Annotated in this window: 20 protein-coding genes; 9 read left to right on the top strand and 11 right to left on the bottom strand. The window is 72.6% G+C overall.

Annotated elements, in window-relative coordinates:
* Positions 1 to 63 precede the first annotated feature (63 nt).
* From GTY56_RS31730 to GTY56_RS31710, 5 genes are all read right to left on the bottom strand, one after another.
* Positions 64 to 939: an SGNH/GDSL hydrolase family protein gene (locus tag GTY56_RS31730; protein ID WP_161368731.1), complete on the bottom strand. Its 876-nt coding sequence runs from the start codon at positions 937 to 939 to the stop codon at positions 64 to 66.
* Positions 936 to 2,129, bottom strand: coding sequence for a glycosyltransferase (locus GTY56_RS31725; RefSeq protein WP_161368730.1), 1,194 nt, complete (start codon positions 2,127 to 2,129; stop codon positions 936 to 938). The genes GTY56_RS31730 and GTY56_RS31725 overlap by 4 nt, the downstream gene beginning before the upstream one ends.
* On the bottom strand, positions 2,126 to 3,253 hold the full coding sequence (locus GTY56_RS31720; RefSeq protein ID WP_161368729.1) for a glycosyltransferase family 4 protein: 1,128 nt from the start codon (positions 3,251 to 3,253) through the stop codon (positions 2,126 to 2,128). Before GTY56_RS31720 ends, GTY56_RS31725 begins: the two co-directional genes overlap by 4 nt.
* A 186-nt stretch (positions 3,254 to 3,439) precedes the next feature.
* The gene (locus GTY56_RS31715; protein ID WP_161368728.1) at positions 3,440 to 4,858 is read right to left on the bottom strand and encodes a HEAT repeat domain-containing protein; all 1,419 of its coding nucleotides are present in this window, start codon (positions 4,856 to 4,858) and stop codon (positions 3,440 to 3,442) included.
* Between the two features lie 300 nt (positions 4,859 to 5,158).
* Positions 5,159 to 5,551, bottom strand: coding sequence for an ankyrin repeat domain-containing protein (locus GTY56_RS31710; protein WP_161368741.1), 393 nt, complete (start codon positions 5,549 to 5,551; stop codon positions 5,159 to 5,161).
* Positions 5,552 to 5,848: 297 nt separating this feature from the next.
* On the opposite strand from GTY56_RS31710, the gene GTY56_RS31705 reads away from it, so the two are divergent.
* Together GTY56_RS31705 and GTY56_RS31700 are read left to right on the top strand one after the other, a co-directional pair.
* The gene (locus GTY56_RS31705) at positions 5,849 to 6,043 is read left to right on the top strand and encodes a hypothetical protein (protein ID WP_030843336.1); all 195 of its coding nucleotides are present in this window, start codon (positions 5,849 to 5,851) and stop codon (positions 6,041 to 6,043) included.
* A 53-nt stretch (positions 6,044 to 6,096) separates the two neighbouring features.
* Entirely contained in the window at positions 6,097 to 7,791 is a 1,695-nt protein-coding gene (locus GTY56_RS31700) for a hypothetical protein (RefSeq protein ID WP_346345628.1), read from the top strand.
* A gap of 45 nt (positions 7,792 to 7,836) precedes the next feature.
* Here GTY56_RS31700 and GTY56_RS31695 read toward each other — a convergent pair whose 3' ends face one another.
* The gene (locus GTY56_RS31695) at positions 7,837 to 9,336 is read right to left on the bottom strand and encodes an SCO1417 family PLP biosynthesis transcription factor (protein ID WP_161368727.1); all 1,500 of its coding nucleotides are present in this window, start codon (positions 9,334 to 9,336) and stop codon (positions 7,837 to 7,839) included.
* 101 nt (positions 9,337 to 9,437) lie between these two features.
* On the opposite strand from GTY56_RS31695, the gene yczE reads away from it, so the two are divergent.
* The 4 genes from yczE (at position 9,438) to GTY56_RS31675 (ending at position 12,892) form a co-directional block, all read left to right on the top strand.
* Positions 9,438 to 10,091 carry a membrane protein YczE gene (gene yczE, locus GTY56_RS31690; protein ID WP_161368726.1) on the top strand — a complete coding sequence of 218 codons (654 nt, stop codon included), beginning with the start codon at positions 9,438 to 9,440 and terminating at the stop codon, positions 10,089 to 10,091.
* The gene (locus GTY56_RS31685; protein WP_161368725.1) at positions 10,088 to 10,855 is read left to right on the top strand and encodes a glycerophosphodiester phosphodiesterase family protein; all 768 of its coding nucleotides are present in this window, start codon (positions 10,088 to 10,090) and stop codon (positions 10,853 to 10,855) included. The genes yczE and GTY56_RS31685 overlap by 4 nt, the downstream gene beginning before the upstream one ends.
* Before the next feature lie 49 nt (positions 10,856 to 10,904).
* Complete coding sequence (locus GTY56_RS31680; protein ID WP_161368724.1) at positions 10,905 to 12,251, top strand: MFS transporter; 1,347 nt, start codon at positions 10,905 to 10,907, stop codon at positions 12,249 to 12,251.
* 266 nt (positions 12,252 to 12,517) lie between these two features.
* The gene (locus GTY56_RS31675) at positions 12,518 to 12,892 is read left to right on the top strand and encodes an RNA polymerase-binding protein RbpA (RefSeq protein WP_003977404.1); all 375 of its coding nucleotides are present in this window, start codon (positions 12,518 to 12,520) and stop codon (positions 12,890 to 12,892) included.
* A 221-nt stretch (positions 12,893 to 13,113) separates the two neighbouring features.
* Here the strand turns inward: GTY56_RS31675 and fxsA are convergent, their stop codons facing one another.
* The 4 genes from fxsA to GTY56_RS31655 form a co-directional block, all read right to left on the bottom strand.
* Positions 13,114 to 13,689, bottom strand: coding sequence for an FxsA family membrane protein (fxsA, locus tag GTY56_RS31670; protein WP_161368723.1), 576 nt, complete (start codon positions 13,687 to 13,689; stop codon positions 13,114 to 13,116).
* 88 nt (positions 13,690 to 13,777) lie between these two features.
* Positions 13,778 to 14,581, bottom strand: a complete 804-nt coding sequence (locus GTY56_RS31665) for a glycosyltransferase (RefSeq protein ID WP_161368722.1) — start codon at positions 14,579 to 14,581, stop codon at positions 13,778 to 13,780.
* 533 nt (positions 14,582 to 15,114) lie between these two features.
* Positions 15,115 to 16,716 (bottom strand): amidohydrolase, encoded by a 1,602-nt coding sequence (locus GTY56_RS31660; RefSeq protein WP_161368721.1) that lies wholly within the window; start codon positions 16,714 to 16,716, stop codon positions 15,115 to 15,117.
* Positions 16,717 to 16,813: 97 nt separating this feature from the next.
* Positions 16,814 to 17,254 carry an Lrp/AsnC family transcriptional regulator gene (locus GTY56_RS31655; protein WP_004002750.1) on the bottom strand — a complete coding sequence of 147 codons (441 nt, stop codon included), beginning with the start codon at positions 17,252 to 17,254 and terminating at the stop codon, positions 16,814 to 16,816.
* Between the two features lie 269 nt (positions 17,255 to 17,523).
* Here GTY56_RS31655 and GTY56_RS31650 point away from each other — a divergent pair, with 269 nt between their 5' ends.
* The gene (locus tag GTY56_RS31650; protein ID WP_161368720.1) at positions 17,524 to 17,955 is read left to right on the top strand and encodes a hypothetical protein; all 432 of its coding nucleotides are present in this window, start codon (positions 17,524 to 17,526) and stop codon (positions 17,953 to 17,955) included.
* A gap of 164 nt (positions 17,956 to 18,119) precedes the next feature.
* A complete protein-coding gene (locus tag GTY56_RS41670; RefSeq protein ID WP_078615159.1) occupies positions 18,120 to 18,368 on the top strand; it encodes a hypothetical protein in 249 nt (82 codons plus the stop codon).
* Here the strand turns inward: GTY56_RS41670 and GTY56_RS31645 are convergent.
* Complete coding sequence (locus tag GTY56_RS31645) at positions 18,331 to 19,503, bottom strand: acyl-CoA dehydrogenase family protein (RefSeq protein ID WP_161368719.1); 1,173 nt, start codon at positions 19,501 to 19,503, stop codon at positions 18,331 to 18,333. The genes GTY56_RS41670 and GTY56_RS31645 overlap by 38 nt on opposite strands.
* A gap of 332 nt (positions 19,504 to 19,835) precedes the next feature.
* On the opposite strand from GTY56_RS31645, the gene GTY56_RS31640 reads away from it, so the two are divergent.
* Positions 19,836 to 21,101 (top strand): glycoside hydrolase family 18 protein, encoded by a 1,266-nt coding sequence (locus GTY56_RS31640; protein WP_161368718.1) that lies wholly within the window; start codon positions 19,836 to 19,838, stop codon positions 21,099 to 21,101.
* The last annotated feature ends 35 nt before the right edge of the window (positions 21,102 to 21,136 follow it).

The following is a 21,136-nucleotide window of genomic DNA, read 5'->3' as shown; positions in this document are numbered from 1 at the left end:
CTCGCTCATTTGGCGTCGAGGAGGCACTGTCGATGCCCCGCGACCTGAGCCGAACGGCATGTCCTAGGCCGCGTCCGCCCGTTCCGCCACCGACAGGGCGGCGAGCGCGGCGGACACCGCGGCCGAGGCGCGCAGGTCGAGCCGGGCGCTCGTGCCGCGGGCGCGGTGCCGGAGTTCGTCGGCGGCCAGGGTCAGGAGCTGGGGCAGCAGGTCGGTGCACCGGCGTGCCACCCAGCCGGTGCCGGCCGTGGCCAGCCACCACAGGCTCGCCGCCTTCGCCGGGGCGGGGAACTCCGGTTCCGCCGAAGGAGCGGGCCCCGTCGCGAGGCCGTGCTCCGCGAGCAGCGCGTGGAAGCGCAGGGCGAGTTGCCGGTGCCCGCGTTCCCCCGGGTGCAGCCGGTCCGCGCTCCACAGGGCACGGTCCGAGGTCCAGTCGCCCTCGCAGGCGTGCAGGTGCAGCGCCCCGTACCGCTCGGAGAGGGCGTGCACCACCGTGTTCACGGCCCGCTGCCGCCGGGCCAGTGGATCGGCGAGGGCGGCCGGCAGACCGAGCATCCTGCCCGGGTCGGGCAGGCACGCGGTGAGCAGGACGGCGCCCTGCTCCGTACAGGCCGCGTACACCCGGTCGAGCCGGGCGGCCACGGCCTGGATGTCGAACGTGCAGCGCAGGGTGTCGTTGACGCCGACCACCACGGACACGAGGCCGGGCCGCAGGTCCAGCGCGGCGGGCAGCTGCCGCTCCAGCACGTCCCGGGTCTGAGAGCCGCTCACCGCAAGGTTGGTGAACGCGGCCGGCTCCTCGGAGAGCCCGTCGGCGAGCAGCGCGGCCCAGCCGCGCCACGCCCCGCCTCCGACGGGGTCCCCCACGCCCTCGGTGAGCGAGTCCCCGAGGGCCACGAACCGCGGCGGCCCGAACGGGCCGGGCCCCGGGGGTCTCATGCCGCGCCCCCGGGCACGAACGGCCGAACCGGACGCACGGGGACGGCCGCGTCGTGCGCGGCGAGGAACGCGTCGACCGCCGTGTTCCACCCGAAGCACTCCGCACGCGCCCGTGCCGCCTCGCGCCGGTCCGTCTCCCGGCGTTCCAGCAGCGCGTCCACGGCGTCCGCGAACGCCTCCCCCTGGTCCGCCGCGACGGCACCGGCGGCGCCGATCACCTCCGACAGCGCCGACGAGGCGCTCGCGACCACGGGCGTGCCGCAGGCCATGGCCTCCAGCGCGGCGAGCCCGAAGGTCTCGGCCGGCCCCGGGGCCAGTGCCACGTCGGCGGACGCCTGGAGCGCGCCCAGCAGCCCGCGGTCGGAGACGTGCCCGAGGAAGGTGACCGGCAGGCCGTTCTCGCGCGCCCGCCGTTCGAGGCCGGCTCGCAGCGGTCCGTCCCCGGCCACCACCAGCACGGCCCGGCGGCCGCGCCGCCGCAGCGCCCGGAGGGCGTCCAGCGCCGTTCCGGGCCGCTTCTCCACGGACAGCCGCGAGCACATCACGAGCAGCGTCTCGTCCACGCGCGCGTGCCGCGCCCGCAGCTCCGGGTCGCGCAGTTCCGGGTGACGCTGCACCAGATCGACGCCGAGTGGGGCCCGGACGACGTTGCGGGCCCCGATCCGCACGAACTCCCGCTCGGCGAACTCGGTGGTGCACACCACGCGCGCGTAGGTGTGGGCCGTTCGGACGTTGAGGGCGTCGGCGGCGCGCCGGGCGGCCTCCTCGGGCACACCCCAGGTGCGCAGCACCCCGTCGGCCGTCTCGTGGGAGACCATCACGGCCGGGATCCGGGCGCGGCGCGCCCACGTGCCGGTCCAGCGCAGAGTCGTCCGGTCGGACACCTCCAGCCGGTCGGGGGCGAGTTCCTCCAGGAGCCGGGCCACCCGCCGCTTGCCGGCGAGGACGCGGTAGCCGCCGGTGCCGGGCAGCAGCGGCCCGGGGAGGGTGATCACCCTCCCCTGCTCGGTCTCGCGGTCGCTCATGCGCTCGCCGGGGATCACGAGGACGGGTTCGTGTCCCGCTGCCTTGAAGCCCTTGCCGAGTTCATGCAGCGCGGTGCGCAGGCCGCCGGAGGAGGGGGCGACGAAGTTGGCGAGCCGGACGATCCGCAGCGCCTGGTTGCTGCCGCCGGAGCGGGGGCCGCTCATGCCGCCACCGCCGTCCGGCGCCCGGCGAGCACCTTGGCGTAGTGCCCGATCAGCTGGTCCCCGACGGCCGCCCAGGTGCGGCCCTCGACCGTGGCGCGCCCGGCGGCGCCGAAGGCGGCCCGCAGCCCCGCATCGGCGGCCAGGGACCGCACCGCGTCGCGGACGGCGCTCGCGTCGCGCGGCGGCACCAGCAGGCCGGTGCGCCCGTGCGCGACCAGGTCGAGCGGTCCGCCCGCGGCGGGCGCCACCACCGGCAGGCCGCTGGCCATGGCCTCCTGGACCGTCTGGCAGAACGTCTCGAACGGGCCCGTGTGGGCGAAGACGTCGAACGAGGCGAAGACCCGGGCGAGGTCGTCGCCGGTGCGCCGGCCGAGGAAGACGGCACCCGGCAGCGCCTGTTCCAGACCGGGCCGGCTGGGTCCGTCGCCGACGATCACGACTCGGACGCCCTCCAGGCCGCAGGCCCCGGAGAGGAGTTCGACCTGCTTCTCGGGGGCGAGCCGACCGACGTAGCCGACGATCACCTCGCCGTTCGGGGCGAGTTCCCGCCGCAGGGTCTCGTCACGCCGGTCGGGCCGGAAGCGCTCGGTGTCCACCCCTCGCGGCCACAGCTCGACGCGCGGCACGCCGTGGGTCTCCAGGTCGCGCAGGGCGGCGTTGGACGGGGCGAGGGTGAGGTCGCAGGCACCGTGCACGGAGCGGATGCGCCGCCAGGCGGCGGCCTCCCCGGCGCCCATGTAGGTGCGTGCGTATCCGGCCAGGTCGGTCTGGTAGACGGCGACCGCCGGGATGCCGAGGCGCGCGGCGACGGCCATGCCGCGCACGCCGAGGACGAAGGGGCTGGCGAGGTGGACGACATCGGCACGGTGCTCGACGAGGGTGGCGGCCAGGCGGCGGCTGGGGAGGGCGACGCGCACCTGGGGGTATCCGGGGAGCGGGAGGGAGGGGACGTGGACGACGGGGCACGGCGCGCAGGCGTCGGGCTTGTTGCCGGGCGCGGGGGCCGGGGCGACGACGACGGGGGTGTGACCGCGATCGACGAGGTGCCGGGCGGTCTGGAGCGCGCAGTGGGCAACGCCGTTCACATCGGGGGGAAAGGATTCGGTCACGATGACGACACGCATACCGCTGTTGTCGCCGTGCCGGACGTGGCCGCGTCAACGTGGATCTTTCCGGCCGAGGAACGTCCTATGAGCGTTCTGAGGCGCACCCGCGCAGGTCAGGCGGCGTCCATGCCCTCCTGACCCGCGAGTCATCCCGTGTTCACCCCGGAGGCGTGCATCTGCCCCGCCCTCCCCGCCGGAGGGGGGTCACACAGCGGTCTCCTCGGGTCCGATCCGGCTGCGCACGGCCGTCTGCACCTCGTCCTCCTCGGCCGGGTCGGCGGCGAGCCGCCGCAGTCGCTCGACGACGCGGGTGTCTCCGGTCTCGGCGTGCCGGGCGGCGATCTCCCGGGTGGTCTCCTCGCAGTCCCACAGGCACTCGACGGCGAAGCCGGTGGCGAAGGAGGGGTCGGTGACTGCCAGGGCCCGGGCGGCGCGGCCGCGCAGGTGGGAGGAGGCGGTCTCGCGGTAGACGTGGCGCAGTACCGGGGCGGCGCAGGCGATGCCGAGCCGTCCGCTACCGTCCACGAGGGTCCACAGGGTCTGGGCGTCGGGGCCTTCGCCCCTCACGGCCTCACGTAGCGCGGCGAGGACCAGGTCGCGGTCCTGCACCCCGCCCCGGCAGGCGAGGACGCGTCCGGCGGCGGCGCCCAGCGCGTCGGGTCGCGGGGCCCAGCCGCGTGCGCGGTCCACGGCGGCCAGTGAGCGCATGCGTTCGAAGGCGTCGACGGCCGCGTCCACGACGAGCGTCGAGCCGGTGCCGACCGCGCCCTCGATGAGATCGAGGGCCTCGGGATCGTTGCCGTCGGCGAGGTACCTCAGGGCCGTGCACCGGGCTCCGTCGGTGCCGTCCTGCGCCGCCCGGACGATCTCGGCCCGGTCCTCGGGGCCCGCGACGGCGGTGAGGCAGCGGGCGGCCGGCACATGGAGGGCGGCACCGCGGTCGATGCCCTGCTGGGCCCACTCGAAGACGGCCTGCACGCTCCACCCCGGGCGGGGTCCGGAGGGCCGCATCTGCCGCTGCCAGCGGTCGAAGGAGCCCGTCTCGTGGGCGGCACGCACGCGTGCGGCGACGGATGCGCGGGGATCCTCGGCCCACAGGCGCCACGGCCGGGGCTCGAAGGCGTCCCGGACGGTGGCGGCCAGCTCGGCATCGCCCTCCGGATCGGCGGGGAACCGGGCGAGGACGGGTGCGGCGAGGGCGCGCAGGCCCGCGTCGTCGTCCCTGAGGGCGAGTTCGTCGAGGGCCCAGGCCCAGTTGGACCCGTGGGCGGCGTACCTGCGCAGCAGTTCCAGCGCGTCCCCCCTGCCGTAGGAGGCGAGGTGCCCGAGGACGGCGAGGGCGAGTCCGGTACGGGACTCGTCGGTGTCGAGGACGTCCTCGGCACAGAAGAGATGGGCCTCGACCTCGTCCAGCTCGCCGTTCAGGTCGAGGTAGAGGCGGGCGTAGTAGAGGGAGCGGTTCTCCACCTGCCAGTCGTGGCGGGGATCGCGCAGCACACAGTGGTTCAACGCCGCCAGCGCCTCGGGGCGCGGGGCGGTGAGCGCGTGCAGCGTGCCGTCGCCGCGGCCCCGCTGAAGCAGGCCGAGCAGCGTACCGCTGGGCGCTATGACCGGATCGAACATGGGAAACAGCCTCACATCAAGCGTCGACGCAACCGGGGACGTGTACTACCTGGCCGCGCGACAACACGTCGGAGTGCCCGCCGTTTCCTGCTTGCTGTAGACCATCTTCCTCTGCCTCTCGTCGGTGGCCCTTGCGGACCGCGTCACGGCCCGCGCGGTGCGGCAACACCTGCCCAACCATCACGTCCGTGAACCACGTCGTCATGATGACTCGGCACTCTCGTCCGCCGCGACCGAAATTTCGGCGGCCCTGTACCGCCTCCCCCGTTTTCCGTGTCTGTGCTGGTCAGACCTGTCGGTTCAGTGCTCGCCGAACAGTTCGAGCAATTGCGTCCGCCCGAACATCCGGGCGGTGTCGACGGCCGACGGCGTCCCGATCGACGGGTCGGCGCCGGCTTCCAGAAGGGCCTTGATCACGTCCGTCTCACCCTTGAAGACCGCACCGGCGAGCGGGGTCTGGCCTCGGTCGTTCACCCGGTCGGCCTCGGCGCCGCGCTCCAGCAGCGCACGCACCGCGTCGGCGTGGCCGTGGTAGGCGGCGAGCATCACGAGCGAGTCGCCGCGGTCGTTGGTGAGGTTGGCCGGAACACCCGCGTCGACGTACGCCACGAGTGCCTCGGTCTGTCCCCGCCGGGCCAGATCGAAGATCTTGGTCGCCAGCTCCACGACCTCGGGGTCGGGGACTTCGGTCATCGGCCGGACCGCCTCTCCACTGCGCATCGCCTCGGTGCGTACGCCTGCGAGGGACGCAGCCGTACGGGTGAATCGCCAGGGTACTGGCTCGTGCGGCACATGACCCGATGTGCCCGAGGTAAAGATCAGCACAGACCCGGACAAGCGCAACCGCCCGGCTCCACCGGGCCCGGGACCACTCCGCCACTCGGGGGAAATCGTCCGAATTTCACCCAGTTGCACCTTTTATCGTATGGATACATGCTGTGAGCCTGGAAGTACTCATGGTGACTGTCCCCGCGAACCAGGAGAACTCAAATGATCCTCTCCATCTCAGGTGTGGTCCTGCTCGGCATCGTCGTCTTCATCTTCTTCCGCAAGGACGGGCTGAAGGCGTCGCACGCAGTGGTCGCCATGCTGTTCGGCTTCTATCTGGCGAGTACGGCCATCGCCCCGAGCATCAAGGCGGGCGGCGAGAGCCTGGCGAGCCTCCTCGGCGGCATCAAGTTCTGACGCCCCCGCTCCCCCGTACGCATCCCGCCCGTACGCACTCACTGGAGGCAGTAGTGGCCCGGCGCCCCCTCCCCCGCATTCTGAGCAACGGCAGCGCGCAGCTCGCCCGGAGCCGGGAGCTGGCCCGGACGGCCGCCGACAGCGCCACCGACGTCCTCCACCCGCTGATCACGATCGCGCGGGGTCTGCGCCGGCTGGCAGCGGCCGGACGGCGCAGATGGACCGAGACGCCCAAGGAGCGACGGGGGGCGCTGCTGTTCCTGGCGGCCTCCGTGGTCCTGGTCGTGGCACTGGTGCCGTACGGACCTCTGCTCGCCGCCATCACCCTGATGGCGGCGGCTGCCTGGCAGGGCCGGGACCGCTCCCCCTCGGCGTCCGACGGGCCCGACGAGTCGCAGACCCAGCGGCTGAAGTCGCTGTACGAGGCGCTCGTGCCGTACTTCTCCGCCGCCGAGGACCCCGAGCCGCTGTACTCCCACGGCGGCGCCTGGGACAAGGCCTTCCCCACCTACGCCTTCGACGGCGGCGGCCGGATCTCGCAGCTGGTGATCCGCTACCCGGCGTACTTCACCGACGGCGAGCCCGAGGCCCGCGCCCGGATCGAGCACCTCCTCGCGGCCAAGTCCGGCCGGGGCCGCGAATACCACTTCACGTGGGACGAGGAGGGCAACCAGTTGACGGTGGGCGTACTCCTGCCGCTGCCCGTCGACATCGCAGCCCAGCGTTTCGTCACCACCCCCGGCGAGACGGTGCTCGGCTTCACCGACCCCACCCGGGTCCAGCGCACGCTCCCCCTCACCCACGGGGAACGGCAGCGGGACGTACCGCCGGTCATCTGGCGCACGGGCCTGCGCTCCACCGAGCCGCACCTGCTGGCCCTCGGCCAGCCCGGCAGCGGCACCTCCACCCTGCTGCGGTCCATCGCCCTCCAGGCTCTGCTCCACGGCGACGTGGTGATCATCGACGGCGGCGGCACCGGCGAGTACGCCTGCCTGACCGGCCGGGACGGCGTCCTGGCGGTCGAGGCGGGGCTCGCCGGGGTCACCGCCAGCCTGGAGTGGGCGGCGACCGAGACGGAGCGCCGCCTCATCGCCGCCAACCGGGCCCACCAGGCCGGCGATCCGCCGCCGGACGACACCAAGCGCCCGCTGTGGATCCTCCTCGACCGTCCGACGGCCTTCACCCACCTGGCCGCGACGGAGGGCCGCAAGGATCCGCAGTCCCTCCTCCAGGTCCCCCTCCGGCACGGCCGCCCGGCGAACGTGACGGTGGTCGTGGCCGACCAGCTGGACAGCATGGACGCCCTGATCGACCCGGTGCGCCAGCACACCCGCGCCCGTGTGGTCCTGGGCCCGGCGACGGCGGAGCAACTGGAGTCGGTTCTGGGCGCGCCCCCGCACACCACCCCGATCGACGAGCTTCCGCCCGGCCGGGGCTACGCCCGCCTCGGCTCGGGGCCGGTCCACCGCCTCCAGGTTCCGGCCACCCCGAACCCCTACGACGACGCGACCCCCGACGCGCTCTGCGAGGCGGTCCTCAGCCTTCTGCCGCCGCGCACGGCCCCGGCGGACGGCGAGACGATCCCTGGGCAGGACCCTTCGGAAGACGTACCGGAGCCGGTTCCGGCGGCGCAGGAACCGGAGCTGGAGCCGGTTCCGGCGGCGCAGGAACCGGAGCCGGAGCACGGAGCCCCGAAGACGCCGGAAGCGACTCCGGCGGCGGTGCCCGTCCTGACCAAGGAGACATAGCCGGGGCTCCGGCTTTCGCCCCCCGGCGGTCACACCCGTCCGGCGCTACGCCACGAACGTACGCGGCGCCTCCGCGTTCCCCACCGCACCGCTCTCCACCAGCGCCGCCGCAGCGGCCAGCCGCACGGCGGCCTCCTCGGCCACCGCGCCGCCCACGGTGAACGGCAGCCGCACGTACCCCTCGAAGGCCCCGTCCACCCCGAACCGCGGTCCGGACGGCACCCGCACGCCCACGCGCTCCCCCGCCTCGGCGAGCCGTGACCCGGACAGGCCGCCCGTGCGCACCCACAGCGTCAATCCGCCTTGGGGCACCTCGAACTCCCAGCCGGGCAGCTCCCGCCGCACCGCGGCCACCAGCTCGTCCCGGTTCGACCGCGCCTGCTCACGGCGCACCTGGACGGCCTGCTCCCAGCCCTCGGTACCGAAGAGCCAGTTGACCGCCAGCTGCTCCAGCACCGGCGTGCCCAGATCGGCGTAGGCCCGGGCGGCGACCAGGCTGCGGATCACGTCCGGCGCGGCCCGCACCCATCCGATCCGCATCCCGGCCCAGAACGCCTTGCTGGCCGACCCCACCGTGATCACCGTCGACCCGGCGGGATCGAACGCGCACACCGGTCGCGGCATCCGCACCTCCGCGTCGAGCCACAGCTCGCTCATCGTCTCGTCCGCGATCAGCACCGTCCCCGCGGACCGTGCGGCGTCCACCAGCCGCCGCCGCTGGTCCTCGTCGGCGAGCGCCCCGGTCGGATTGTGGAAGTCGGCCACGACGTACGCGATGCGGGGCGCGGCGTCCCGCAGGACCTGCCGCCAGCGGTCCATGTCCCACCCGGTGAGCCCCTCGGCCATGGCCACGGGCACCAGCCGGGCCCCGGCCTCGCGCATCAGCTGGAGGATGTTGGCGTACGAGGGCGACTCGACGGCGACGCGCTCACCCCGTCCCGCGAACAGGTGGCAGATGGCGTCGATCGCGCCCATCGCCCCGGTCGTCACCATGATCTGCTCGGGCATGGTCGGAATCCCGCGCGCGGTGTACCGCTCGGCGATCATCGCCCGCAGCGCGGGCAGCCCGGCGGGGTAGTCGCCGTGCGTGTGCGCGTAGGGGGGCAGTTCCTCCAGCGCGCCCTGGACGGCCCGGGTGAGCCAGGGTTCAGGAGCGGGAAGGGCGGCGCAGCCGAGGTCGATCAGCGAGCCGAGTGCCTCCGGAGGCAGAGGCTCGAGACCGCGCGCGGGCAGCGGGTTCCCGGCCGGGACCGCGGTCCAGCTGCCGGCTCCGCGCCGGGACTCCAGGAACCCCTCGCTGCGCAGCGCCTCGTACGCGGCGGCGACCGTCGTGCGACTGACGGACAGGGAGAGGGCGAGTTCCCGTTCGGCGGGCAGCCGGGCTGCCACCGGGACCCTCCCTTCGAGGACCAGCAGCCGGATGCCGTCGGCGAGGGCACGGTAGGCCGGCGGCCGGCGCGTGCCGGGGCCCGCCGGGCGGTCCTGCTGGGAGCTGAGGAGCCGGGCAAGCTGCGCCGCACCCACGGCCGAAGTCCACTCCGCCATCGAAATCAGTCCACCTTCCCCGGATTGGCCATGGATGGCCTCTCCATCCAAGCCACAGGGTGTCATGCAGCAGTCCACCACCGCCATACAGGGGGCGCATCATGTTCACGCGGGATCGGCTCACCCGGCGACTCGTCCAGCTCTACAGCGGTCTCGCGCTGTACGGCGCCAGTTCGGCACTGCTCGTCCGGTCGGGGCTCGGCCTGGAGCCGTGGAACGTGCTGCACCAGGGGCTGTCCGAGCGGACCGGCCTGTCGATCGGTGTCGTCCTGACCCTCATGGGCGCAGCGGTGCTGCTCGTGTGGATCCCGCTGCGCCAGCGGCCCGGGCTGGGCACGATCTCCAACGTGCTGGTCATCGGCATGGTGATGGACGGGGTCCTGGTCCTGGTGCCCGAGGCGCACGGCCTCCTGCCGCGCGTCACGCTGATGCTGGCGGGGATCGTCCTGAACGGCGCGGCGACCGGCCTGTACATCGCGGCCCGCTTCGGACCGGGCCCCCGCGACGGCCTCATGACCGGACTGCACCGGCTCACCGGCGTCTCGATCCGGCTGGTGCGCACGGGCATCGAGCTCACCGTGGTCGCGACCGGCTTCGCCCTCGGCGGCACCGTCGGGACGGGCACCCTGCTGTACGCCCTGACGATCGGCCCCCTCACGCAGACGTTCCTGCGTGTGTTCGCCGTCCCTGCGGCATCCGGCGTCAGCACCACCGTTGCCACCGGTCAACCCCGAGGGGCGATACTGCGTCCGTGACCCCGCGGATACGCCATCCCTACCTCGACCATCCCGGCCCGATCGCCTTCGCCCACCGGGGCGGAGCGGCGGACGGCCTGGAGAACACCGTGCGGCAGTTCCGGTGCGCGGTCGAGGCCGGTTACCGGTACATCGAGACCGACGTGCACACCACCCGGGACGGACGGCTCGTCGCCTTCCACGACGCGACCCTGGACCGGATGACGGACGGCGCGGGCCGGATCGCCGACCTGCCGTGGCAGGAGGTACGGCAGGCGCGCGTGGCGGGCGGGGAACCGCTGCCCCTCTTCGAGGAGCTCCTGGAGACCTTCCCCGGCGTGCGCTGGAACGTGGACGTCAAGGCGGAGGCCGCCCTGCTGCCCTTCCTCGACCTGGTCGGCCGGACGGACTCCTGGGACCGGATCTGCCTCGGCTCGTTCTCCGAGGCACGGGTGGTCCGCGCCCAGCGACTGGCCGGCCCCCGCCTGGCCACGTCGTACGGCACACGCGGTGTGCTGGGCCTGCGGCTGCGCTCCTTGGGGCTGCCGGCCGCGGTCCGCCACTCTGCGGTGGCCGCCCAGGTCCCCGAGGTCCAGTCCGGCATCCAGGTCGTGGACCGGCGCTTCCTGCACGCCGCCCATGTACGCGGGCTCCAGGTGCACGTCTGGACCGTCAACGACGGCGAGAGCATGCACCGGCTTCTCGACCTGGGCGTGGATGGCATCATGACCGATCACATCGACACGTTGCGCGAGGTCATGGAGGACCGCGGCGTCTGGGCCTGAGGCCCACGTCCGACCCCTCTGCGCGTTCACGGGGAAAGCGAGGGCACGGGTGGGCAACGGCACCGTGCGGACACCGCCGGCCGACGGATCGGCGGAGCTGAGGCGCGAGCAGCGCGGCTGGTACTTCTACGACTGGGCCTGCTCCGTCTACTCGACGAGCGTGCTGACCGTGTTCCTCGGCCCCTATCTGACCTCGGTCGCCAAGTCGGCCGCGGACGCCGACGGGTACGTCCACCCCCTCGGCATCCCGGTGCGGGCCGGCTCCTTCTTCGCCTATTCGGTGTCCCTGTCGGTGGTCGTGGCCGTGCTGGTGATGCCGCTGGTGGGCGCCGCCGCCGACCGCACGGGCCGCAAGAAGCCCCTGCTCGCGGCCGCCGCCTACACCGGTGCCACGGCCACGGCGGCCATGTTCTTCCTGGACGGCGACCGCTACCTGCTGGGCGGGGCCCTCCTGATCATCGCGAACGCCGCGCAGTCCGTGGCGATGATGCTCTACAACTCCTATCTGCCGCAGATCGCCCCGCCCGAGCAGCGGGACGCCGTCTCCTCCCGCGGCTGGGCCTTCGGTTACGCGGCGGGTTCACTGGTCCTCGTCGCGAACCTGGTCCTCTACACGGGGCACGAGGGTTTCGGCCTCTCCGAGAGCACGGCGGTCCGCATCTGTCTGGCCTCGGCGGGCCTGTGGTGGGGCGCGTTCGCCCTCATCCCGCTGCGGCGGCTGCGCGATCGCCGGGCGGCGGGGCGGGAGGCGGCCCTGCCGGGCTTCAAGCAGCTCGCGGCGACGGTCCGCGACATGCGCCGCCACCGGCTGACGCTGGCCTTCCTGCTCGCTTACCTCGTCTACAACGACGGCATCCAGACGGTGATCTCCCAGGCCTCCGTCTACGGCTCCGAGGAGCTCGGCCTCGGGCAGTCCACCCTCATCGGTGCCGTGCTGCTGGTGCAGGTACTGGCGGTGGCGGGCGCGCTGACCATGGGCCGGCTGGCCCGGGTCTACGGGGCCAAGCGCACGATCCTCGGTTCGCTCGTCGCGTGGACGGTGACGCTGGCGGCCGGGTACTTCCTGCCGGCCGGGGCGCCGGTGTGGTTCTTCGTCCTGGCCGCCGGGATCGGCCTGGTCCTGGGCGGCAGCCAGGCGCTGTCCCGCTCGCTGTTCTCCCATCTGATCCCGCCGGGCAAGGAGGCCGAATACTTCTCGGCGTACGAGATGAGCGACCGCGGCATGAGCTGGCTCGGGCCGCTGCTGTTCGGGGTCACCTACCAGCTGACCGGGAGCTACCGGGACGCGATCATCTCGCTGGTGGCCTTCTTCGTTCTCGGGTTCGTCCTACTCGCGCGGGTGCCGGTGCGGCGTGCGATCGGCGAAGCAGGGAATCCGGTTCCAGACAGGATTTAGCACTCGGAGCGAAAGGGCTGTAGTGTACGCGTTTGGCCTGCCAGGCGGACCGTTACTGCGCGTCAAAGATGCCGAAACGCTGGGTTATATCTGCTATCAGATGTGACAAACCGGGCGCTGGTGGGTACAACAAGGGCGGCTACGACGGCGACGCACGACCCGGAACGGGACTCGGAACGGGAATCTTTACCGCCGACCGGACGTTGACCGGATGACGACGACAGCGACACCTGTCCTGTGGGCGACAAGCCCGGGAGGCACGATTCATGAGTGAGCGAGCTCTTCGCGGCACGCGCCTCGTGGTGACCAGCTACGAGACGGACCGCGGCATCGACCTGGCCCCGCGCCAGGCCGTGGAGTACGCATGCGAGAAAGGGCACCGCTTCGAGATGCCCTTCTCGGTCGAGGCGGAGATCCCGCCGGAGTGGGAGTGCAAGGTCTGCGGGGCCCAGGCACTCCTGGTGGACGGCGACGGCCCGGAAGAAAAGAAGGCCAAGCCCGCGCGTACCCATTGGGACATGCTGATGGAGCGGCGCACCCGCGAGGAACTCGAAGAGGTCCTCGAGGAGCGCCTGGCGGTACTGCGATCCGGTGCGATGAACATCGCTGTTCATCCCCGCGACAGCCGCAAGTCGGCATAGTCCGCGAGGGCCTGGCCGAAGTAAAGCGCATCAGAAGACCGCGGGCGCCGTACGAGTAGTACGGCGCCCGCGGTCTTCCGCGTGTTCGTTGCACGGGCTGCCGAGTGTCCGGTGCCCGGGCAGCGACGTGTCCGGTGCCCGGGTGTGTACGCCCGGGCGTCCGGTGCCCGGGTGTGTACGCCCGGGCGTCCGGTGCCCGGGTGTGTGCGCCCGGGCGGGGCTCAGTGCGTCAGCGGCGGGCGGGGCGGTTGCGGCGCGTCCCGGGGTTCGTCCCTGATGACCTCGCCCCGGACGACCTTGCCGTCGGGCTGGTGCATCCGGGCCTGCTGGAAGGCGCCGCCCAGGGTGCCCGGGCGGGCCTCCCTGAGCTTGCGCTCGAAGGTGCGCTCCGCCGAGCGGCTCACCGCCTTCTGGACCGGCGGCAGCAGCAGGAGCAGGCCCACCGCGTCCGACGCCAGGCCGGGGATGATCAGGAGCAGGCCGCCCAGCATCATCAGGCCGTTGCCCTCGCTGCCCGGGCGGGCCGCGTCGGGCATCACACCGCTCTGCTGCTGTTGCAGCGCCTCGGAGAGCTTGCGGAAGGCCCGCCGGCCGGCCCGCTTGATGACGACCGAGCCGAGGACGAGCCCCGCCAGCAGGACGAGGAAGACCACCAGCCCGCTGGTCGCCCCCGCGACCAGCGTGAGCAGCCAGATCTCCAGCACGAACCACGCGGCGACACCCAGCGGCAGGAACGTACGCAGCCGGGAGCGCCGGGGCCGGGCAGGGGGCAGCGGGGTCTGAGCGCCAGTCGTCATGCCTCCAGTGTGCCTGGCCCCGGCTCAGCACGGGATAAGGCCACCATCAGCCCTTCCTGTGAGCGGTTGCCCCGGACGGAGTGCGCGACTACGGCTTGGAGGGCTTGCCGCCGCGCCCCGTGACCTTGCCGACCCGCTCCCCCACGCCCCAGGCCGTGACGCGCCACAGCGCCTCCACGAGGATGTCGCGGCTCATCTTGGAGTCGCCGAGTTCGCGCTCGACGAAGGTGATGGGCACTTCGACCACGTGGTAGCCGGCCCGGACCGCGCGGCGGGCGAGGTCGACCTGGAAGCAGTACCCCTGCGAGGCGACCTCGTCGAGGCCGAGGCCCTCCAGGGTCTCGCGGCGGAAGGCGCGGTAGCCGCCGGTGATGTCGCGCAGCGGCAGGTCGAGCGCCAGCCTGGAGTAGAGGCTGCCGCCCCGGGAGATCACCTCACGGGACTTCGGCCAGTTCACCACCCGGCCGCCCGGCACCCAGCGCGAGCCCAGCACCAGGTCGGCGCTCTTGAGGGCGGTGAGCAGACGGGGCAGTTCCTCGGGCTGGTGGGAGCCGTCGGCGTCCATCTCGACCAGCACGCCGTAGTCGCGCTCCAGGCCCCAGTGGAAGCCCGCGAGGTAGGCGGCGCCCAGACCCTCCTTGCCCTTGCGGTGCAGCACGTGGACGTGGTCGTCCTCGACGGCCGCTTCGTCGGCCAGCTTGCCCGTGCCGTCCGGGCTGTTGTCGTCGGCCACGAGCACGTGCGCCTCGGGGACGGCCTTGCGTACCCGGCCGACGATGCTCTTGATGTTCTCCGCCTCGTTGTAGGTCGGGATGATCACCAAGGCCGTACCGAGCGGGCCGAACTTCCTCACCTGGGCTTCTGCCGGGAGGGTTCCGTCGCCGTCGTTCACTGCTGCCCCTTCATCTTCATACGCAGGGGTCCACCATAGTGGGCCCGGCCTGCGATGACATGACAGGGCGTTCGAATCGTGGTGTCGAATCCGCACGACGCGGGTAGGGGCGCGCCTCCCAATGTGCGCGTACGGCGGATGGGGGCCCGGCGCCCTTCGGGCCGGCCTGGGATCCGCCGGCTGCGGATCGACCGAGAGCCGTTGTCTACTGAGCGCCCGGGCCCCACCCGGGTCACACCTCCCCGACCGGCCGGAACGTTCCCTCGGCGCTGCGCCGGCCTGAGCCTGGCTCCCAGTGGCGGTGCCCCGGTGCGGCACACCGTCCCTGACCCGGCGGCGCCGCGGCGAGTGCTCGGACGTTCCCGGTCGGGCGTCCGGTGGTGGACTCGGACGAACCTACCGGCCTCCTGCGGCCGCCTGTCAACAGCCGTCCGACCTGCACGTCTTGTGGCAATGCCCTGGTCAGGGCCGAGGATGCGCAGGTCGCGCGCCGGGGGTGCGGCGCACGACTTCATGCCCGCCACCCCCGTAGATCACTCGCCCGGCCCTACGAAGACCGTGCGACCGCCCACGACGGTGCGCAGACAGACGGGCAGGTCGCGGCCCGGGGTGAGGTCGGGCAGTCCCGGGGTGCCGGAGCGGGGGTCCGTGGACCAGCGGGCGACACGGTCGTCCGGGGCCTGGACGACGAGTTCACCGGTGCGCCAGACGGCGTAGTCGGCGGGGGCGCCGGGGACCAGCACGCCCGCGTCGTCCCGTCCGACGGCCCGCCAGCCGCCGCGCGTGTGCGCCGTGAACGCGGCGCGCACGGAGACGCGGTGCTCCGGCGTGCGGTGGAAGGCGGCGGCCCGGACCGTGCCCCACGGGTCGAGCGGGGTGACCGGGCTGTCGGAGCCGAACGCGAGCGGGACACCGGCGCGCAGCAGGGCCGCGAAGGGGTTCAGGGCCCGAGCCCGCTCCTTCCCGAGCCGCTGCGCGTACATGCCCCCCTCGCCGCCCCACAGGGCGTCGAACGCGGGCTGCACGGAAGCGGTGAGGCCGAGTTCGGCGAAGGCGGCGACACTCTCCGGGGTGAGCATCTCGGCGTGCTCGACGCGGTGCCGGGCGGCCCGGATCCGGCCGAGCCCGAGCTTGTCGGCGGCAGCGCGCACGCCCTCCACCACGGCGTCCACGGCGGCGTCGCCGATGGCGTGGAAACCCGCCTGAAGACCCGCCTCCGTGCACGCCACGACGTGCGCCGCGACCGCGGCGGCGTCCAGGTGGGCGATGCCGGTGTGCCCGGCGTCGTCGTACGGCTGGTGCAGACAGGCCGTGTGCGAGCCGAGGGCACCGTCGACGAACAGATCCCCCGCGGCGCCGGCCGCGCCCAGCTCCCGCGCCTTGGCGACATCCTGCTCGGCCCAGTAGCCGACGACCCGCGGTCCGGGCTCTTCCCCCGCGAGGCGCAGCAAGCCGGTGAAGTCGTCCTCGGAGGAGATCTCGGGCCCGGCGCACTCGTGGACCGTGCCGATCCCGAGGGAGACGGCGTGCGCGAGGGCGGCGCGTTGCGCCTCCGTGCGCTGTTGCGGCGTCACGGCGGCGAACGCCGCGCGCCGCACGGCGTGATGGGCGTCCGCGGTGAGCGGACCGTCCGCACGGGCGACATCGGGAACCTGGTCGAGCAGGGCGGAGCTCACGACCGCCGAGTGGACGTCGATCCGGCTGAGGTAGAGAGGCCGGTGTCCGGTGACCTCGTCGAGTTCGGCCCGCGTCGGGGGCCGGCCTCCGGGCCAGCGGGCGGCGTCCCACCCGTGCCCGAGCAGGACGCGGTCGCCCGGACGCGCGGCGGCGAAGTCCCGTACGAGGGCGAGGGCGGCTTCGAGAGAGGGGGCGCCGGACAGATCGAGCCCGGTGAGGGCGAGCCCCGTGGCGGTGGTGTGCACATGCGCGTCCGTGAACGCCGGAGTGACCAGCGCCCCATCGAGATCGACGACCTCGTCGACCCCGTCAGCGAAGGCGTCTGCGGCCCCTTCGGACCCCACCCAGGCGATCTGCCCCCGCTCCACGACCATCGCGGTGGCGAAGGGGTCGGCGGGGCTGTGGACCTCTCCACGGCGGAGAAGAACGGTCTTGGGCGGGGCGGCGGACTCACTCATGGAGCACAGTCTCACAGGGGCGGGGGCGGCACCGGAATCAGGGGCGCGGGGAACTGAGCGATCAGCCCCACATGACCCGCGGTCGCCGGAGCACCGGTCAGATCCGCGGCGGTCGTGCCTCGTACGGCGTGGACAGCACCACCGTCGTCCGCGTGGACACCCCGGCCAAGGACCGCAGCCGGGCCAGCAGCTCCTCCAGCTCGTGCGGCGTCGCCACCCGCACCTTCAGGATGTAGTTCTCGTCGCCCGCGACACTGTGGCACGCCTCGATCTCGGGCACGCCGGCCAGCCGGTCCGCGATGTCGTCCGGCGCGCTGGGATCGAACGGTTTCACCGAGATGAACGCCGTCATCGGCAGCCCCACGGCCTCCGGGTCCACGACCGCGGCATAGCCCCGGATGACACCCCGCTGTTCCAGCCGCCGCACCCGCTGGTGCACGGCCGACGTGGACAGCCCCGTGGCCTTGCCCAGGTCGGTGTAGCTCATCCGCCCGTCCTTGACGAGCAGCTGCACGATCTGTCGGTCCAGCTCCTCCATGGCGCAAGAACCTACAGGGCGGTTGATCTCCTCGGATACCTGAGCAGCCCAGGTCATGCCCGGTTCGTGATGTGGCCGGAAGCCGACGGTCAGCCGTCCGGGGGACAAATGCGCCGCAGTGGACACCTGCACGGGGCATGTGACGAACGCCACAGGCCTCGAACGGTCTCCGTGATGTTCTCGTGATTACCGCCCAGGGGTGACGGGAAGTGCTTGCTGTGGCCGAGGCCGCAGTGCCTGTTACGGCCCAGTCCGAGGGGGAGAACCCAATGCAGAGTCTTAAGCGCCCTGGTCGCACCGCACCCAAGCGGCAGCAGCTCGTCATCGAGCCCGAGCCGGAGGGCGTCGAACCCGACGCATTCGACGACGAACTCGACGCCTACGACACGTTCGAGATGTTCCGGGTCGTCTGCCCGGACTGCGCGCAGCCCATCGCCCTGCTGGCGGACGAGGAGGTTCTGCCGGAGCACGCGCTGTGCGCCTCGCCGTGGAACCCCTTCGGGCTCACGGTCTGCGCCGGGACCGGCCGCAGGGCCGCGGACGCCCGCGCCGCGGACGAGTCCGCGGAACCGCAGGAGCAGGACACCGCACTGCTGTTGACGCTCCCTCAGGGGCTCGACTGGCGGACCCAGCCCTTCTCGCACGTCGGCGGCCCGGGCTCACGGCCCATCAGGGTTCCGGTCATGCGCCGCGCGGCCTGAGCACGGGCTCTCCTGGCCCGTTCGCTCCACACCCGTAGCTGAACCGCACCACGGCTCGGATCGCCGTAGTGCGGTTCGGTGTGCCCGGAGCCGTGTGCGGCATTGAACGAACGCCCGATTCCGTCATCCGGTGACCTGTCCGGGCTTCGCCGCGTTGCCCTGGTATGACCCCCATCTCCTCAGCGACCGGGCGTCAGCGCCTCCTGTACGTCCCGCCGCCCGCAGAATCGGTTCGGCCGGCCCCGCCCCGCTACCAGGACCCGCCGATCTACCGCGACTTGATGCGGACCTGGGCCGAGGGCGGCCGCACCCTTCCGGGCCGGCACGACCCGGAGTGGATGCGGCTCGCGGCCCCCTGGCGGGGCCTCGACCAGTTCAGCGTTCCTCTGGACCCACGAGATGGCGGGCGATGACCATCCGCTGGATCTGGTTGGTGCCCTCCACGATCTGCAGCACCTTGGCCTCGCGCATGTAGCGCTCGGCCGGGAAGTCGGCGGTGTAGCCGTAGCCGCCGAGGATCTGCACGGCGTCGGTGGTGACCCGCATCGCCGTGTCGGTGCAGTGCAGCTTGGCCATGGCCGCCTGCCTCGCGAACGGCCGGCCCGCGTCCTTCAGCCGCGCCGCCGCGAGATAGAGCGCGCGGCCCGCCTCGATCTGCGTCGCCATGTCGGCGAGCATGAACCGCAGCCCCTGGAAGTCGGCGATCGGCTTGCCGAACTGGCGCCTTTCGGCCGCGTAGGCGAGTGCCTCGTCGAGCGCGGCCTGGGCCACACCGATCGCGCACGCCGAGATGCCGAGCCGCCCCGAGTCGAGCGACGACAGGGCGATCGCGAAGCCCTGCCCCTCCTCGCCGATGCGGCGGTCGTCCGAGACGCGGACGCCGTCGAAGTGCACCTGCGCGGTGGGCGAGCCCTTCATGCCCATCTTCTTCTCGGGCACCGCGGCGCTCAGCCCTTCGGCGTCGCCGGGCACCAGGAACGCGCTGATCCCGCGCGGACCCTCCTCGCCGGTGCGCGCCATCACCGTGTAGAAGTCCGCGATGCCGCCGTGCGTGATCCAGGCCTTGGTGCCGGTGATCACCCAGTCGTCGCCGTCCCGGACGGCCTTGGTACGCAGGGCCGCCGCGTCCGAGCCGGAGTGCGGCTCGGAGAGGCAGTAGGCGCCGAGCAGGCCGCCGCCGAGCATCGCGGGCAGGTGCTCGACCTGCTGCTCCTTGGTGCCGTACGCGGCCAGCGCGTAGGAGGCCAGGGAGTGGACGCTGACGCCGAGGCCCACGGTGAGGCGGGCCGCGGCGAGCTCCTCCAGGACCTGGAGGTAGACCTCGTAGGGCTGGTCGCCGCCGCCGTACTCGGAGTCGTACGGCAGGCCCAGCAGCCCGGAACGGGAGAGCAGTGTGAACAGCTCGCGGGGGAAGCGGCCGGCGTCCTCCTCCTCGGCCGCCTTCGGGGTGATCTCCTGCTGCGCGATGTCACGCACGAGTGAGATCAGGTCCCGGGCCTCCTCCGTGGGCAGTTGTCGGTCCACCGGCTGCGGGGCGCGGTCGGGCATGGCGACGCTCTCCTCCCTGTCGGGCACTGGCGGACGGGCCCATGGGTGGGGGCGGCTCCGCCGGGTCGTTCTGGTGCCTGGCCGATGCTTGCAGTCCCGGGTCTCGAGAGCTGCTGACCAGCGGCAGTGCGCTGTGAGTATGCCCGATCGGAGGCATCCCGTCACCAGTTAACGACCGCTCACTTCAAGAATAAGCCGCGCGCCCCAGGAGCGGCGAAATTGGTCCGCACCATTGACCCAACTGGTCTAGTCCTCCTACTGTTTCGCTCCACCGATTCACCGCGTTCATGCCAATCGGCGCGCGTTCCCCTCTCCCCACGAGGAGACACCGGATGCACACCCCCCACCGTTTTGGCTTCCGGGCCATCGTGTCCGCGGCCTGCTGCGCCGTCCTCGGCGCCGGTCTGCTGGCCGGCGTGGGCACCTCCGCCACCGCGGCGACCTCGGCTCAGGAGGCCGCCGCCGGTTCGAAGGCCGCCCCCGGCGCCCGGGCCGCCGGATCCAAGGTCATCGGGTACTTCACCGAATGGGGCACCTACGACCGCAAGTACCACGTCAAGAACATCGAGACGTCCGGGTCGGGCAGCAGGCTCACCCACATCAACTACGCCTTCGGCAACGTCACCGGCGGCAAGTGCGTCATGGGCGACGGCTACGCCGCCACGGACCGGGCCTACACTGCCGCCGAGTCCGTCGACGGCAAGGCCGACACCTGGGACCAGCCGCTGCGCGGCAACTTCAACCAGTTGCGCAAGCTGAAGCAGAAGCACCCGGATCTCAAGGTCCTGTGGTCCTTCGGCGGCTGGACGTGGTCGGGCGGCTTCGGTGAGGCCGCGAAGAACCCGGCCGCCTTCGCCCAGTCCTGCTACGACCTCGTCGAGAACTCCAAGTGGGCGGACGTGTTCGACGGCATCGACATCGACTGGGAGTACCCGAACACCTGCGGCGCCACCTGCGACACCAGCGGCAAGGCCGCCTTCAGGAACCTGATGCAGGCACTGCGGGCCAAGTTCGGCCAGCGCAACCTCGTGACCGCGGCGATCACCGCCGACGCCACCCCGGGCGGCAAGATCGACGCGGCGGACTACGCGGGCGCGGCCCGGTACGTCGACTGGTACAACCCGATGACGTACGACTTCTTCGGCGCCTGGGACGCGGCCGGCCCGACGGCCCCGCACTCGCCGCTGACCTCGTACAGCGGCATCCCGAAGGCGGACAACCACAGCGCGGCGACCATCGCCAAGCTCAAGGGCCTCGGCATCCCCGCGTCCAAGCTGCTGCTCGGCATCGGCTTCTACGGCCGCGGCTGGACGGGCGTCACCCAGGCGGCTCCGGGCGGCACCGCGACCGGTCCGGCGGCGGGCACGTACGAGCAGGGCATCGAGGACTACAAGGTGCTCAGGAACACCTGCCCGGCGACGGGGACGGTGGCCGGCACGGCGTACGCCAAGTGCGGCGGCAACTGGTGGAGTTACGACACCCCGGCGACCATCGGCACCAAGATGAACTACAAGAACCAGCAGGGACTGGGCGGCACGTTCTTCTGGGAGCTGAGCGGCGACACCTCGAACGGTGAGCTGATCAAGGCCATCCGGTAGCGCGCCGAGCGAGGGGCGGAGGTCCGCGGCGGACC

The organism is Streptomyces sp. SID5643, from assembly GCF_009872555.1.
Classification (GTDB): domain Bacteria; phylum Actinomycetota; class Actinomycetes; order Streptomycetales; family Streptomycetaceae; genus Streptomyces; species Streptomyces iakyrus.
The sequence above is the reverse complement of the archived record's forward strand: the minus strand, read 5'-3'. Positions and strand labels throughout refer to the sequence as shown.

What these genes read in the sequence shown, in the direction of transcription:
- GTY56_RS31675 (WP_003977404.1), top strand. Translation starts at nt 12,518, where the DNA reads ATGAGTGAGCGAGCTCTTCGCGGCACGCGCCTCGTGGTGACCAGCTAC.
- GTY56_RS31695 (WP_161368727.1), bottom strand. Translation starts at nt 9,336, where the DNA reads ATGGCGGAGTGGACTTCGGCCGTGGGTGCGGCGCAGCTTGCCCGGCTC.
- GTY56_RS31725 (WP_161368730.1), bottom strand. Translation starts at nt 2,129, where the DNA reads ATGAGCGGCCCCCGCTCCGGCGGCAGCAACCAGGCGCTGCGGATCGTC.
- GTY56_RS31655 (WP_004002750.1), bottom strand. Translation starts at nt 17,254, where the DNA reads ATGGAGGAGCTGGACCGACAGATCGTGCAGCTGCTCGTCAAGGACGGG.
- GTY56_RS31645 (WP_161368719.1), bottom strand. Translation starts at nt 19,503, where the DNA reads ATGCCCGACCGCGCCCCGCAGCCGGTGGACCGACAACTGCCCACGGAG.
- GTY56_RS31705 (WP_030843336.1), top strand. Translation starts at nt 5,849, where the DNA reads ATGATCCTCTCCATCTCAGGTGTGGTCCTGCTCGGCATCGTCGTCTTC.
- yczE (WP_161368726.1), top strand. Translation starts at nt 9,438, where the DNA reads ATGTTCACGCGGGATCGGCTCACCCGGCGACTCGTCCAGCTCTACAGC.
- GTY56_RS31660 (WP_161368721.1), bottom strand. Translation starts at nt 16,716, where the DNA reads ATGAGTGAGTCCGCCGCCCCGCCCAAGACCGTTCTTCTCCGCCGTGGA.
- GTY56_RS31640 (WP_161368718.1), top strand. Translation starts at nt 19,836, where the DNA reads ATGCACACCCCCCACCGTTTTGGCTTCCGGGCCATCGTGTCCGCGGCC.
- GTY56_RS31730 (WP_161368731.1), bottom strand. Translation starts at nt 939, where the DNA reads ATGAGACCCCCGGGGCCCGGCCCGTTCGGGCCGCCGCGGTTCGTGGCC.
- GTY56_RS31710 (WP_161368741.1), bottom strand. Translation starts at nt 5,551, where the DNA reads ATGACCGAAGTCCCCGACCCCGAGGTCGTGGAGCTGGCGACCAAGATC.
- GTY56_RS31720 (WP_161368729.1), bottom strand. Translation starts at nt 3,253, where the DNA reads ATGCGTGTCGTCATCGTGACCGAATCCTTTCCCCCCGATGTGAACGGC.
- GTY56_RS31715 (WP_161368728.1), bottom strand. Translation starts at nt 4,858, where the DNA reads ATGTTCGATCCGGTCATAGCGCCCAGCGGTACGCTGCTCGGCCTGCTT.
- fxsA (WP_161368723.1), bottom strand. Translation starts at nt 13,689, where the DNA reads ATGACGACTGGCGCTCAGACCCCGCTGCCCCCTGCCCGGCCCCGGCGC.
- GTY56_RS41670 (WP_078615159.1), top strand. Translation starts at nt 18,120, where the DNA reads ATGACCCCCATCTCCTCAGCGACCGGGCGTCAGCGCCTCCTGTACGTC.
- GTY56_RS31650 (WP_161368720.1), top strand. Translation starts at nt 17,524, where the DNA reads ATGCAGAGTCTTAAGCGCCCTGGTCGCACCGCACCCAAGCGGCAGCAG.